Raw genomic sequence first — 14,194 nt, forward strand, 5'->3', positions numbered from 1 at the left:
CGCGGGCCGTTCCCTCTCCGCCCGCGCCACCCAAACTAGCGCTCTACCGGTCGGACCGTGCGAAGACCGCCACGGTCCGCCCCGGAACGACGAACGTCCCCGATTCCACTTCGTACGACGAGTCCCGGACGGTAGAGTCCGCCCCCGCCTTCTGTACCTGGTGCAGGGTGTATCCCGTCCCGGCCAGTCCGGTCACGGTCTGCTTCCGCTTCTCGGGGGTCGCGTTGAAGACGACGACGAGGTCACCGAGTTCCATGGTGATCACGCCCGGGGTCTCGTCCTTGCCCGACAGCGGGAACGACAGCGCCGACTGCACCTGCCCGGCCGTGCCGAGGGAGAACACGTCCTCCGTCGTACGGATCCGCAGCAGGTCCCGGTACGCGGCCGAGGCCCCCTCGATCTGCTCGCAGCCGACCTCGACGGAGGTCAACAGGGGCTTGGCGTAGGGCCACTTGGACTGGTTGTCGGCCGCGAGGGGCAGCCCGCGGCCGAAGCCGTTGCCGCCGTCCCGGCAGTCCCAGTGGATCGCGTTGAACCAGTCGCCGCTGTCGTAGGAGTTGCGGTCGAGGGACTTGGAGCGCAGCAGGTCGGTGCCCGCCTGGGAGAGCGCCGGGCCCTGCGAGAGGGCGGCCGTCGCCATGGCGAGGACCTGCATACGGGCCCGGTCGGCGGCGCTCGTCGACTTCGGGAGCTTGAAGGCGAGCGCGTCGAACAGGGACTCGTTGTCGTGGGCGTCGACATAGGCGAGGGCGTCGCCGGGGGCGTCCGCGTATCCGGCGGCGGCCCCGTTGTAGTCGACCTCGGAGCCCTTGACCTCGTTGCCGTCGGTGTCGGTGAAGCGGTAGTCCGCGAGGTTGCCGCTGAGCCCGACCTTGATGAGGTCCTGGTAGTGCAGCAGCCGGGCCTTCTGCTCGGCCGGAGTGCCGTTGTCGTCCGAGGAGTTGGGCTCGGTGAAGAGGCCGGAGGCGAAGCCCTGGACGCCCGGGTCCTCGTCGAAGGGGCCGCCGCCGCGCACCGCGTCACGGGCCCGGTCGGAGAAGGTCGCGATGCCCGTCCCGGCCATGTTCTTCTGCGTGGCCTGGACGAAGCGCGCGTCGTCGGCGACCTCGCCGAAGTTCCAGCCCTCGCCGTACAGGATGATCCGCTTCCCGTCGACGCCGTCCTTCTCGAGGGTCAGCGCGTCGAGGGCCTTCCGTACGGCCAGGATGTTGGCCTTCGGGTGGTGGCCCATGAGGTCGAAGCGGAAGCCGTCGACCTTGTACTCCTTGGCCCAGGTGACCATCGAGTCGACGACCAGCTTGCCCATCATGATGTTCTCGGGCGCGGTGTTGGCGCAGCAGGTGGAGGTGGCGACGGAACCGTCGGCGAGGAGCCGGTGGTAGTAGCCGGGGACCACCTTGTCGAGGACGCTCTTGTCGGCCTGGCCGCTCGCCGGGGTGTGGTTGTAGACCACGTCCAGCACGACGCCGAGGCCGTCGTCGTTGAGCGCCCGCACCATCTTCCGGAACTCGACCGTGCGCCGTGTGCCGTCCGGGTCGGTCGCGTACGAGCCCTCGGGGACCGTGTAGTGGTACGGGTCGTAGCCCCAGTTGAAGGCGTCCTTCGCGGCGGCCTTCGCCACGCACTCCTGCTGCTTCTCGGAGTCGGCGGGGTACGCGGCGAGGTCGCAGTCGACGGTCGCCTGGTCGGCCTTCCGCTCGGGGACGGTGGCGATGTCGGCGACGGGCAGCAGATGGACGTACGAGGTGCCGGCCTTCGCCAGCTTCCGCAGATGCCTGGAGCCGTCGCCGCTCTTGTCGGTGAAGGCGAGATAGGTGCCCTTGTCCTTCTCGGGCACGGCCTTGTCGTCGATGGAGAAGTCCCGGACGTGCAGTTCCTGGATCTGCGCGTCCTTCAGCGGCACGGCCTTCGGCTTGGTGTACGACGACCAGCCGGACGGCGCCAGCGACTTGTCCGCCAGGTCGACGACGAGGCTGCGCTCGGAGTCGGCGGTCAGGGCGACGGAGTAGGGGTCGGTGACCTTGTTGGTGACGATCTCGCGGACGCTGGGCGCCCAGACCTTCACGACGTACCGGTAGGGCTTGTTCCTCCAGGACTTCTCACCGGTGACGGACCAGACGCCGGTGGCGTCGTCCCGCTTCATGGGGAGGGTCCTGCCGTCGAGGTCGAGCTTCACCGACTGGGCGGTGGGCGCCCAGACGGCGAGTGTCGGGCGGCCCTTGGCGAACGTCGGCCCGAGGTCGGCGTGCGCCGCCTTCCCGCCGTAGAGATCGTCGAGCACACCGGCGATCTGCACGCCCGTGGCCGCGAGCACGGCTCCGTTCGCCGTCCGCTGGGAGGCGACCAGCTGGCCGCGCAGGGCCTCGCGGACCCGGTCGCGGTCGCGGGGGTCGACCGTCCACGCGGTGTACGCCTTCAGATGCGGGAACCTCGCCTTCTGGGCGTCGGTGAGCGCCGACTTGGAAAGACGCAGCCACCGTTCGTCGGTGCTGGTGAGGGCACCGTCCTTCGCCTTGATCGAGCCGGTGCGGGAGTACAGCAGCTGGGTGGAGGCGGCGGTGTCGTTCCCGTTCCAGGCGACGGTGTTCCGGTCGATCCAGACCGCCTTGGAGGTGGTCAGGTCGAGGGCGGCGGCGGACCCGGCCGGCTGCGGGAGCAGGTACTTCTCCTGGCCGTTCAGCAGCCACACCTCGTACCCATGGGTCCTGAGGTCGAGCGCCTGGTCGGTGGAGAGGTCCTTCTCGTCCCCCTTGTGGATGATGTAGCTGAGGCTGGTGGCCCCGTCGGTGAGGGGTACCTCGAAGACCGCGCCGTAGGCGTCGGTCCGCACCGGCTCCAGGGGCTTCGACCAGTCCGTGGGGTTCGCGGCACCGGACCAGACGTGCAGGCCCCAGCCGTCGTAGTTCCCGTCGGCGCGGTGGTAGTGCAGGACGGCCTTGCCCTTGTCCTGCTCCGGGTGGTCGGCGGTGGGCTTCTCCGTGCGGACGGCTTCCTTGCCCTGCTCGACCCAGATCTCGCCCGTCCTCGTGACGTCGATCGACCGGTCGGCGGAGACGTCCTTGTTCCCGTCCTTGTCGATGACGAGGTAATTCACCTGGGAGGCCCCGGGCTTGAGCTTGACGTACGCGAAGGCGCCGTACGCGTCCCGCCCGGTGAAGTCATGGCCCTCCGGCCAGGTCGTCCCCTCCCCCTCGGCGATGTCGCCCCAGGCGTAGAGCCGCCAGTCGGTGTAGTCGCCGTCGGCCCGCTGGTAGTGGACGACCGCGTAGTCGCGCGAGGAGGCGGTGGGGGCCTCGGGGGCGGGCGGGGTGCCGGTGGTGGAGGACGCGGTGGCGCTCGCCGTGCGTCCGGTGCGGTCGATCACCACTGCCTTGTAGCGCAAGGCGGTTCCGGCCGCAATGTCCTCGCCGATGGTCTGGGTGACCTTGTAGGGGGCGTGGTCCGCCGATCCCAGCGTCCTCCACTCGCCGTTGCCGACCTGGGCGGCGAAGACGACGCGGTTGAGCTGTCCGCCTCCCCCACTCTCGGCTTCGCTCGAGCGGGAGGTGCCCCCATCATCGGCGACGATCTCGACCGTGCCGGTGGCGCCGGCCGCCGGGGCCTCAAGGGTGAGGGACGGCTTCGTCGCGGGCTTCGCGAGCTTGCCGGCGGCCTTGAGGACGATCGCGGAACCGGCCGGGACGGTGACGGTGATCTTCTTGTCCGTCCCGCTCGTCACCTTCCGGTCGGTCCCGTGGATTCCCTTGAAGACCATGCGCGGTGAACCGGTCGTGAAGGTCGCCGACCTGGCCTCGGCCGCGTTGTTGAAGGCGACGACGTACTCGGTGCCGGTCGCGGCGTCGGTCCGCGAGAAGGCGTAGACACCCGCCCCGTCGGCCGCGTAACGCTCGGTCTGGACGCCGTCCGCGAGGGCCGGGTGGGCCCTGCGGAGCTTGGCGAGGGCGCTGATCTGCCGGTAGAGGGGCGCCTTGGTGTCGTACGCGTCCAAGGCGTGCGTACGGTCCGTGCCGAGCTGGTCGTCGTCGAGGTAGTCGGCGACCTTGGAGGCGAAGAGCGTCTGCCGGGCGTCCTTGTCGCCGCCCGCGCCGGTGAAGCCCTGCTCGTCGCCGTAGTAGACGACCGGGTTGCCCCGGCCGAGGAACATCAGCTCGTTGGCGAGCTCGGCCTTCTTGAGCAACTCGGCGTCGCTCGCGTCCTTGTCGTCCTGCTTCAGGAAGGTCCCGATACGGCCCATGTCGTGGTTGCCGAGGAAGGTGACCTGCTCGTACGCGTTGGCCTTGTCGGTGGTGTACCGGTAGTCGTCCCCGAAGACCGAGGCGAGCCTCTGCGCGCTGCCGCCCTGGGAGACGTACGCCCGGGCCGCGTCCTGGAAGGGGAAGTCGAGGGTGGAGTCCAGGCGGCCCTGGGTGACGTACGGGGAGGTCACGGCCGTGTCGGCGGAGTAGACCTCACCGAACATGAAGAAGTCGTCGCGGCCCTTCCTCGCGGCGTACGCGTCGAGCGCGGTGGCCCACTGGGTCCAGAACTCCATGTTGACGTGCTTCACGGTGTCGATCCGGAAGCCGTCGATCCGGAAGTCCCGCACCCATTTCTCGTAGATCTTCTCCATCCCGGAGACGACCTCGGGGCGCTCGGTCCACAGGTCGTCCAGGCCGACGAAGTCGCCGTAGGTGGCGGACTCTCCGGCCCAGGTGGAGTCGCCCCGGTTGTGGTACATCGTCGGGTCGTTGAGCCAGGAGGGGACCTTGGTGTTCTTCCTGGCGGCCGGGACGACGGGGGTGCGGGGGAAGGAGTCCCGGTCGACACCCGGGAAGTCCTTCGTCCCGTCCGCGTAGGCGGCGTCGTCGAAGGGCTTTCCGTCCTTGGTCAGGTAGGGGAAGGCGCCCTTCGACAGATAGTCGTAGGACTTCTCCTCGTAGTCGACGACGTCGGCGGTGTGGTTGGTGATGACGTCGAAGAAGACCTTCATGCCCTTGGCGTGGGCCTTGGAGATCAGGGTCTGAAGGTCCTTGTTGGTGCCGAAGTGCGGGTCGACCTGGGTGAAGTCGGTGATCCAGTAGCCGTGGTAGCCGGCCGAGGCGTCGGCCCCCGTCCCCTGCACGGGCTGGTTCTTGAAGATCGGGGCGAGCCAGATGGAGGTCGTGCCCAGGCCCTTGATGTAGTCGAGGCGCTGGGTGAGGCCCTTGAGGTCGCCGCCCTGGTAGAAGCCCTTGTCGGTGGGGTCGTAGCCGGTGGCGAGGCGCGAGCCGGTGAGGCCGCCCTTGTCGTTCGCCCTGTCGCCGTTAGCGAAACGGTCCGGCAGGACGAAGTAGAACTGCTCGCGGGTGAGCTCGTGGCGGGCGGCGGTCTTCGCCAGCTTCGCGTCCGACGGAGGTGCGGGCGGAGTCGCGGCCCGGGCCGCGAGGGGCTGGACGAGCGCTGCGGTCAGCGCGGTCACGGTGACCGCGCTGAACCATCTCGGTATCACAGATGGACTCCTTGCGATGACGGCTCTGGTGGGTCCGACCCCGCGCGACCGTATCGCCGCCGAAAGGTTTTCAGCAAGAGTCTTGAAAGTAACGGTAAGTGCTTTCAGATGCCTTCGGGCGGCGGGGAAGGCGCCGACACCCCGCCCGCGCGTTGCCGGACACCGCAACGCGCGGGCGGGGGTGGGGAGGTGACGGAACCGTCAGCAGCTGGACTTGCCGCTGTAGATCGCCAGGGCCGTGTTGGAGCCGAGGGTGGCGGTGAACTGGCCCGAGCCGTTCACGGTGACCGTCGTGTTGTTCTGCACGTTGCAGTAGGTGCCGGCCGCGAGGGAGGTCTGGTAGGTGCGGCTGAGGCTGCCCGACTCGTGGTTGATGGCCACGAAGCCCTTGCCGCCGCGGCCGAAGGCGATCGCGTCGCCCCCGTTGTCCCACCAGTTGGTGACGGCCTCGCCGCGGGTGGCGTTGCGGAAGGGGACCATGCGCATGATCTCCGGCCAGGCGTGCTGGCACTTCCAGCCGTCCTGCCAGCAGGCGTTGACCGTGCCGCCGTTGGGCGGGCCCGCGTCGTGGTCGGTGAACTCGTAGCCGGAGTTGATGTCGGGCGCGCCGTACGGGTAGGCCAGCATGAAGACGTTCGCCATCGTGTAGTTGGCGTTGTCCTTGTAGCTGAGGGTGGAGCCGTTGCGCTCGGTGTCGTGGTTGTCGACGAAGACGCCGGCGACCGAGCTGTTCATGTACCCCCAGCCCTCGCCGTAGTTCTTGAGGTAGGCGAGGTTCTCGTTGTTGAAGACCCGCTTGAGGTCGAAGGCGTACCGGAACTCCTGCACGTCCCCGTTGCCCGTGTACTCGCTCGGCTGCACGGCCTCGCCGGCGCCGTAGATGGCCTCCTGCTTCCAGTACACGGACGGGTTGCTCAGCCGCGACTTGATGTTGGCGAGGTCGGCGGCGGGGATGTGCTTGGCGGCGTCGATCCGGAAGCCGTCGACGCCGTGGCCGAGCAGGGTGTTCATGTAGCCGGCGATGGCCGACCGCACGTACTCCTCACCGGTGTCGAGGTCGGCGAGGGTGACGAGCTCGCAGTTCTGGACGTTGGCGCGGTTGGTGTAGTCGCTGATGGTGGCCGTGCAGTCGTCGAAGTCGAAGGAGGAGTACAGGCCGGGGTAGTTGTACTTCGTGTACGACGAGCCGCCGGTGCCGGTGCCGCTGCCCGCCGACATGTGGTTGACGACGGTGTCGACGACGACCTTGACGCCGGCCGCGTGACACGTGTCGATCATGTTCTTGAAGGCGGTGGCGTCCCCGAGCCGCCCGGCGATCCTGTAACTGACGGGCTGGTACGAGGTCCACCACTGCGAGCCCTGTATGTGCTCGGCGGGCGGTGAGACCTGGACGTACCCGTACCCGTTCGGGCCGAGGGTGTCGGTGCACTCCTTGGCGACCGAGGCGAAGCGCCACTCGAACAGGACGGCGGTGACGTCCTTGGTGCCGGGGGGTGAGGCGTACGCGCTCCCCGTGGGCACCGCGAGCGCGAGCGACGCACCCGCGGCGAGGGCGAGGGCGCCGGAGAGGGTTCTGCTGGCCATGTGTGGGGTCCTTCTCCGTTGAAGGGGTCCGAAGGATCGGCCGACGGGCCCTGCGGATCGGGAGGGGCTGGGGACCCGGAGCGATCCGCGCGAGATCCGTTGCCGGTTCTTGCTGCAAGATGGCTGAAAACTTTCAACCGACAGGAAGGTACGAGTCCACTTGTCGAACGGTCAACCCTCCGGACACACCTTCTTCACGTCCTCGAAATCTCTTCACGGGGTGGGGTGTTGGGATGTCGGGGCGTCGTCGGTCCAGCCGTCCGCCTCGGTCCTGGCCCGGGTTCGGCCCGGTGGTGTCAGTGGTGGCGGTTAGTCTGCGCACGTGATCGAGACGACAGTTGACGACCGCCGTTTTCCGCCCGCTCTGGCCGAGGTGGCCGAGGTGGAGTTCGAGTTCGACGACGACGGTGAGGGCGTGGACTTCGAGCCGTACGAGGACTTCGAATCCGCCGAGGAGACCACCGACTGGCTGCGTGACTGGACGGGGAACCACGAACTCGACGGCGACGCCTACCGGCTCTTCGGAATGGACGGAACCGGCGGTCAGGCCGCCATCTGGTGCGCGCGGCCGGGGCGGCCCCTCGCCGAGCAGCCCGTGGTGTTCATGAGCTCGGAGGGCGAGTGCGGTGTGGTCGCCGGGGACCTGTCCGGCTTCCTGTGGGTGCTGGCCGATGGCATCGGACCGATGGAAGCCGCCCTGTACGACACGTACGACGTGCGTCCCGACGCGGTCCTGACCGCGCTCGCCGAGCGGCACGCGACCACCCCGCGCCGGCCGGCCGAGGAGATCATCACGGAGGCCAAGACCCGGTTCGCGCGCTTCGCCGCGGACCTCGACGAACTCTGCCGCCATCAGTAGCCGTTGTCGTTGCGATCTTGAGCGGTGTCCGTCATGAACATGGATGAATGGTGGGGGTTGGTCGACAGGGCTCGGGCCGCGGTCGGTGACCGCGCCGACGATCGTGACCTGCCGGATGATCCACTGCCTGCGGCGCTCGTCGATGTCCTTGCCACGCTGGAGCCGGCCGAGATCGTGGACTTCTACGTCAAGTACGTCGAAGTGGAGGATTCGGCCTACCACTGTTCGTTGTGCATGGCCGCCTATGTGATCGAGGGCAGCTACTCGGACGACGGCTTCATGGACTTCCGTGGCGGGCTGATCCTGCTCGGGCGGGACGTCTTCAGCCGTGCGGTGGCGCATCCCGATTCCCTTGCCGGCCTGTCCACGGTTGCCCGCATGAGCCGCGGCGAAGGGGGCTGGATCGGCTACGAGTCGGTGAGCTGTCTGATCTCGGATGCCTACGGAAGGGTCCAAGGGGAGACCGACTCACTCGATACGGCGGTCGCGACCGCGCTGAGCGGCATGGCGCGTCCGGAGAAGCCGCGGGGCGAGAAATGGAACGGGGACCCCGAGGACGAAGCACAGCTGAGGCGCCGCCTTCCACGGCTCGCGGCGCTCTTCCTCGACTGAAGTCGTCTGAATCGCCCTTGTCGCGGAAAGGCCCGCCACCCGGCCGAAGCAGGTGGCGGGCCCTCAGGTCCCGTCAGGGGGAAGCGGACGCGCTCAGCCCGTCGTCCACCACACCGTCGTGTCCCCCGGCAGCTTCGCCTCGTCGTCCGCCACCGTCACCTCGCCGGTGGCGATCAGGACATGGCCGTACGCGGGGATCGTGACCGCCTCGCGGGTGGTGTTCGCGACGCAGACGACGTCGCCGCGGCGGAAGGCCAGGACGCCGGAGGGGGACTTGAGCCATTCCACCGCGTCGCCGGCGCCGAGGGCGGGCTGTTCGCGGCGGATGGTGAGGGCCGTGCGGTACAGCTCCAGGGTCGAGTCCGCGACGCCGGTCTGCGCCTCCACGCTCAGGTCGGCCCATTCGGCGGGCTGGGGCAGCCAGGAGCCGCCCGCGCTGAAGCCGTACGACGAGCCCGTGCGGGTCCACGGGATCGGCACCCGGCAGCCGTCGCGGAAGCCGTCCTGGCCGGCGCCCCGGAAGTACGCGGGGTCCTGGCGCACCTCGTCCGGGAGGTCGACGACATCGGGGAGGCCCAGTTCCTCGCCCTGGTAGACGTAGGCCGAGCCGGGCAGCGCCAGCATCAGGAGCGAGGCGGCGCGGGCGCGGCGCAGGCCCAGTTCGCGGTCGCCCGCGAGGCGGATCTGGGTGCCGAGGCCCGGTTCGTTGGCGAAGCGGGTGGCGTGGCGGGTGACGTCGTGGTTGGACAGCACCCAGGTCGCGGGGGCGTTCACCGGGCGCATCGCGTCCAGGGTGCGGTCGATGACGGTCTTCAGCTCCGCGGCGTCCCAGTCCGTGCCCAGGTACTGGAAGTTGAAGGCCTGGTGGAGTTCGTCCGGGCGGACGTAGTTCGCGGTGCGTTCGATGGTCGGGGTCCATGCCTCGGCCACGAAGATGCGCTCGCCCGCGTACTCGTCCAGGACGAGGCGCCATTCGCGGTAGATCGCGTGGACGCCGTCCTGGTCGAAGAAGGGCATGACATCGTTGCCCAGCAGCTTCAGCTGGTCGTGGGCGCCGAGATCGGGGAGTCCGTCCGCCTTGACCATGCCGTGGGCGACGTCGATCCGGAAGCCGTCGACGCCCATGTCGAGCCAGAAGCGCAGGATGGAGCGGAACTCGTCGCCGACCGCCGGGTGGTCCCAGTTGAAGTCGGGCTGCTCCGGGGCGAAGAGGTGGAGGTACCAGTCGCCGGGGGTGCCGTCCGGTTCCGTGATCCGGGTCCAGGCCGGGCCGCCGAAGATGGACTCCCAGTCGTTGGGCGGGAGTTCGCCGTCCGCGCCCTTGCCCTGGCGGAAGTGGTAGCGGTCGCGCAGCGGGGAGCCGGGGCCCTCCGCCACCGCCCGCTTGAACCACTCGTGCTGGTCGGAGGAGTGGTTCGGGACCAGGTCGACGATGATCCGCAGGCCCAGCCCGTGGGCGTCGCGGATCAGCGCGTCCGCGTCCAGCAGATTGCCGAACATCGGGTCCACCGCACGGTAGTCGGCGACGTCGTAGCCGGCGTCGGCCTGCGGGGAGGCGTAGAAGGGGGACAGCCAGACGGCGTCCACACCCAGATCACGCAGGTACGGGAGTCGGGAACGTACGCCCGCCAGGTCGCCCATGCCGTCGCCGTTGCTGTCGGCGAAGCTGCGCGGATAGACCTGGTAGATCACCGCGTCCCGCCACCAGTCGCCGCGCTGGGCTTTGGCGGAGTTCGGTGCCGGGGCGGTGGCGTAGTGCTGCTGGCTCATGGCGTCCTTGGTACGTAACAGGGGCGTGGGGTCAGAGGTGTCGGTGTCGGGTGTCGTTCGAGACGGTCGCGGTGACAGCGGGGTCGGATGGTCACCGCGACCGCCTCGGGTCCGGGGAGGGGCGTCACCCCTTGGTGCCGCCCGCGGTGAGGCCCGTCACCAGGTTCTTCTGCACCAGGTAGAAGAACGCGGACACCGGTACGGCGACCAGGACCGCCGTCGCCGCCATCAGGTTGCGCTGGGCGTCGTGTTCGCTGACGAAGCTCTGCAGACCGACGGCGAAGGTGTACTTCGTGTCGGACAGCATGAACGTCGAGGCGAAGGCGACCTCGCCGAACGCGGTGATGAAGCTGTAGAACGCGGCGACCGCGAGCCCCGGCTTGGCGAGGGGCAGGATCAGCCGGGCGAACGTGCCGAAGGGGGTCAGCCCGTCGACGCGTCCGGCCTCGTCGATCTCGAAGGGGATCGTGTCGAAGTAGCCCTTGAGCAGCCAGGCGCAGTAGGGCACGGCCGTCGAGCAGTAGACGAGGACGAGGCCGAGGTAGCTGTCGACGAGCTTCAGTTCCGAGAGGATCTCGTACATCGGCACCATCAGGACGGCCACCGGGAACATCTGCGTGAACAGGAGCACCCACATGAACTTCCGGTAGCCCGGGAAGCGCATACGGGAGACGGCGTAACCGGTGGTCGCCGCGATCAGCACCCCGAGGACGGTGGTGCCGAGCGAGACGACGAGGGTGCTGACCAGCCAGTCGAAGAACGGTGTCTCCTGGAGCACGTGCGAATAGTTGGCAAGGGTCATTTTGCCGAAGATGCGCCCGGGATGCAGGTAATCGTCCTTGTCCGGGCCGAGGGACAGGAAGACCAGCCAGGCGATCGGGAAGAGCGCGGCCAGGCTCGCCACGATCAGGATGCCGTGGGAGGCGAGGGAGCCGGCGAGGCTGTTCTCGCCGCGTCGGCGGCTGCGGCGCGGGGCCGTCTTCGTCGTCGGCGTCGCGTCCGCCGGAGCCGTGGTCCCGACAGGGGTCGTGCTCGTGGTCGTACTCATGGGGGCTCCTGCCTCAGATCGCGAGCTGCTGCTCATCGCGGTTCAGCCAGCGGCGGTAGACGGAGGTGAAGACGATCAGGATGGCCAGCAGCAGGATGCCGTAGGCCGCCGACTGCGCGAAGTCACGCGGCTGCTGTCCGAAGCCGAGGTAGTAGGCCCAGGTCACGAGGATCTGCGCCTCGGGCGCGGTGTCGCCGAACAGCAGGAAGATGACGGCGAACTGGTTGAACGTCCAGATGATGCCGAGGAGGACGACGGTGGAGCTGACGGAGCGCAGGCCCGGCAGGGTGACGTACCGGAAGCGCTGCCAGGCGCTCGCGCCGTCCATCTCGGCGGCCTCGTAGAGGGAGGTGTCGATGGACTGGAGTCCGCCGAGCAGCGAGAGCATCATGAACGGCACCCCGCACCAGGTGTTGACCATGATCGCGGCGAACCGCTGCCAGAAGGTGTCCTCCAGCCACAGCGGGGCCGGCAGATGCAGCGCTTCGAGGGCGGTGTTGATGACCCCGCCGTCGGCGAGCATGAACCGCCAGCCGAAGACGGTGACGAAGGTGGGCACGGCCCACGGCAGGACCAGGATCAGCCGGTAGAGGGTGCGTCCGCGCAGCTTCTGGTTGAGCAGCAGCGCGAGACCGAGGCCGATGGAGAAGGTCACGGTGACGCAGAGCGCCGTCCAGACGATCGTCCAGACGAAGTGCGACCAGAAGCGGTCGTAGGAGGTGGGGCCCCAGAGGATGTCGGCGTAGTTGCCGAAGCCGATGAACTCGTAGGTCGCCTCGATGTGGTTGGCGCCGATCGTGCGCGCCGAGTTGAGGCTGTTGGCGTTGGTGAGGGTGAGGTAGAAGCCGCGCGCCAGCGGATACAGCACCAGGACGCCGAGCACGACGACGACCGGGGCGATCATCGCGTACGCGTACCAGTACCGCTGGTACGACTGCCTCAGACGCGTCAGCCGGCCGGGGCGCCCGCCCGGTTCACCTCGGCGCTTGCCGGTCGCTCGGTCGATGGCGACTGTCATCGTTCGACACCTTCTGGAAGATCACTGCCCATCACCGGCAGTGCGGGGGCTGGGACTGCTCTGGGGGACGGTCCGGTGGCCGCCGCGTCCGTCCCCCGAGGGCCGGGGCGGACGCGGCGGCCAACCGGGGTCACTTGCTGAAGTCCGGGACCAGCTTGGCGATCGCGGTCTCCGCGTTGCCGAGGCCCTTGTCCAGGGACTCCTTGCCGCCGGCGATCGCGAGCAGCTCGGTGTCGAGCGGGCCCCACAGGGAGCTGTACTCGGGCAGCTCGGGGCGCGGCTGGGCGGCGGCGAGCACGGTCTGGTAGCCGGCGATGCCCGGGTCGGCCTTGACCTCGGCGGTGTAGGCGTCGTCACGCGTGGGCAGCGTGGAGTTCTTCAGGGCGATGGTCTCCTGGGACTTCGCCGAGGTCATGAAGTTGACGAACTTCAGCGACGCCTCCTGCTTCGCCTTGTCCGAGCCGGCGTAGATCGACAGGTTGTGACCGCCGGTCGGGGCGCCCGCCTTGCCGGAGGAGCCCGCCGGGACGGTGGCGATGCCCAGGTTGGCCTTGTCCTTGAACGCGGCGCCCTTGTAGAAGTTGGTGATCTCCCACGGGCCCTGGATGATCGAGGCGACCTTGCCGTTGACGAAGGCGTCCTGGATGTGGGCGTAGGCGTCGGCGGTGGTGTCCGCCTTGTGCAGGCCCTTGCCGTCGAAGAGCTCCAGCCAGGTGCCGTACGCCTTCTTGGCCTCGGCGGAGTTCACGGTGATCTTCTTCTGCGCGACGTCGACGGTGTCGGTGCCGTCGCCGTAGAGGAAGGACTGGGCGTAGTAGGCCTGGGTGGAGCCCCAGTAGCCGTCGACGCCGGTCTCGTCCTTGACGGTGGCGGCGGCCTTCTTCAGGTCGTCCCAGGTCTTCGGGGCCTCGACGCCGGCCTTCTCGAAGAGCGCCTTGTTGTAGACGAGCGCGAGGGTGTCGGTGACGAACGGGACGCCGTAGGTCTTGCCGTCGTACTGGGCCTGCTTGATCAGATTGGGCTGGAACTTGTCCTGGTCCTTGAGGGCCTCGGTGCCGTCGAGCGGCAGGAAGAAGCCCTTCTTGGCGAAGGCGGGGGTCCAGCCGACCTCGGAGCGCAGGATGTCCGGGGCGCCCGTGGCGCCGGCGGCGGTGTCGAACTTGTTCTGCGCCTGGTCGAAGGGCACGTTGACGTACTTGACCTTGATGTCCTTGTTGGCGGCCTCGAACTCCTTGACCAAGGCCTTGTACGTCGGTGCCTCATTGGTGGCGTTGGAGGTGTCCCACCAGGTGATGGTGACCGGACCGTCGGCCGAGTCGCCGCTGTCGCTTCCGCCGCAGGCCGTCGCCGTGAGGGCGATCGACGCCACCAGCGCGGTGGCCGCTATGCCACGCCGCATGAGATCTCCTTGAGGGTGAAAGCCCGTGTGCCGGGCGGGAGGGCCCCGTCTGCCGTCCCGCCGAGTTGCCGCCGCGCCGTCGCCGCCGCCGGGCGTGGCCGAACGTAACAGCGTTGTAAGCGCGACGAAAGACCTTGCTGCAAAAAATTGCAACAACAGGCGATGGTTACCGGCCCGTGACCTGTGCTCGACTTGGCCGAAACCTGACATCAGGGCCGGTCAACTGGGGTCCACAGCACCATGCAAGACTCTGCAAGCTCTTGCCACCACCGACCGGGGCCGCCATCATCGGCCTGTCAGCGCCTTGCGAAGGCCACCCCTTCCGTATGCGGGGCGCCCCCACGGACACCGACCAGAATCACGAGGGACCGCGATGACGCAGCAGCCCGCGGCGGGCCGCATCCACGCCCGCACCCGGCGCAGGGCCGGTGGGCAAG

General features: G+C 68.6%; 8 protein-coding genes. 2 read left to right on the top strand and 6 right to left on the bottom strand.

Annotated elements, in window-relative coordinates:
• Positions 1-43: 43 nt before the first annotated feature.
• Positions 44-5,467: a pullulanase-type alpha-1,6-glucosidase gene (gene pulA, locus J8M51_RS16795; RefSeq protein WP_267299249.1), complete on the bottom strand. Its 5,424-nt coding sequence runs from the start codon at positions 5,465-5,467 to the stop codon at positions 44-46.
• Between the two features lie 201 nt (positions 5,468-5,668).
• Positions 5,669-7,051, bottom strand: coding sequence for an alpha-amylase (locus tag J8M51_RS16800; protein WP_086754927.1), 1,383 nt, complete (start codon positions 7,049-7,051; stop codon positions 5,669-5,671).
• A 322-nt stretch (positions 7,052-7,373) separates the two neighbouring features.
• Between J8M51_RS16800 and J8M51_RS16805 the strand changes: the two genes are divergently transcribed.
• Together J8M51_RS16805 and J8M51_RS16810 are read left to right on the top strand one after the other, a co-directional pair.
• Positions 7,374-7,910: an SMI1/KNR4 family protein gene (locus tag J8M51_RS16805; RefSeq protein WP_086754926.1), complete on the top strand. Its 537-nt coding sequence runs from the start codon at positions 7,374-7,376 to the stop codon at positions 7,908-7,910.
• Between the two features lie 33 nt (positions 7,911-7,943).
• Positions 7,944-8,522 carry a DUF4240 domain-containing protein gene (locus J8M51_RS16810; RefSeq protein ID WP_086754925.1) on the top strand — a complete coding sequence of 193 codons (579 nt, stop codon included), beginning with the start codon at positions 7,944-7,946 and terminating at the stop codon, positions 8,520-8,522.
• Between the two features lie 93 nt (positions 8,523-8,615).
• On the opposite strand, the gene J8M51_RS16815 is transcribed toward J8M51_RS16810, so the two are convergent.
• The 4 genes from J8M51_RS16815 to J8M51_RS16830 all read right to left on the bottom strand — a co-directional run bounded on the left by J8M51_RS16815 (position 8,616) and on the right by J8M51_RS16830 (position 13,757).
• Entirely contained in the window at positions 8,616-10,292 is a 1,677-nt protein-coding gene (locus J8M51_RS16815; RefSeq protein ID WP_086754924.1) for a glycoside hydrolase family 13 protein, read from the bottom strand.
• A gap of 124 nt (positions 10,293-10,416) precedes the next feature.
• Positions 10,417-11,340: a sugar ABC transporter permease gene (locus tag J8M51_RS16820; protein ID WP_086754923.1), complete on the bottom strand. Its 924-nt coding sequence runs from the start codon at positions 11,338-11,340 to the stop codon at positions 10,417-10,419.
• Positions 11,341-11,353: 13 nt separating this feature from the next.
• The gene (locus J8M51_RS16825; protein ID WP_086754922.1) at positions 11,354-12,358 is read right to left on the bottom strand and encodes a carbohydrate ABC transporter permease; all 1,005 of its coding nucleotides are present in this window, start codon (positions 12,356-12,358) and stop codon (positions 11,354-11,356) included.
• A gap of 130 nt (positions 12,359-12,488) precedes the next feature.
• The gene (locus tag J8M51_RS16830; RefSeq protein ID WP_086754921.1) at positions 12,489-13,757 is read right to left on the bottom strand and encodes an extracellular solute-binding protein; all 1,269 of its coding nucleotides are present in this window, start codon (positions 13,755-13,757) and stop codon (positions 12,489-12,491) included.
• Positions 13,758-14,194 lie beyond the last annotated feature (437 nt).

This window comes from Streptomyces griseiscabiei (genome assembly GCF_020010925.1).
Lineage (GTDB): Bacteria > Actinomycetota > Actinomycetes > Streptomycetales > Streptomycetaceae > Streptomyces > Streptomyces griseiscabiei.

Bases quoted from the DNA above. Each gene is read 5' to 3' on its own strand.
- J8M51_RS16830 (WP_086754921.1), bottom strand. From the start codon at position 13,757: ATGCGGCGTGGCATAGCGGCCACCGCGCTGGTGGCGTCGATCGCCCTC.
- J8M51_RS16810 (WP_086754925.1), top strand. From the start codon at position 7,944: ATGAACATGGATGAATGGTGGGGGTTGGTCGACAGGGCTCGGGCCGCG.
- J8M51_RS16815 (WP_086754924.1), bottom strand. From the start codon at position 10,292: ATGAGCCAGCAGCACTACGCCACCGCCCCGGCACCGAACTCCGCCAAA.
- J8M51_RS16800 (WP_086754927.1), bottom strand. From the start codon at position 7,051: ATGGCCAGCAGAACCCTCTCCGGCGCCCTCGCCCTCGCCGCGGGTGCG.
- J8M51_RS16825 (WP_086754922.1), bottom strand. From the start codon at position 12,358: ATGACAGTCGCCATCGACCGAGCGACCGGCAAGCGCCGAGGTGAACCG.
- J8M51_RS16820 (WP_086754923.1), bottom strand. From the start codon at position 11,340: ATGAGTACGACCACGAGCACGACCCCTGTCGGGACCACGGCTCCGGCG.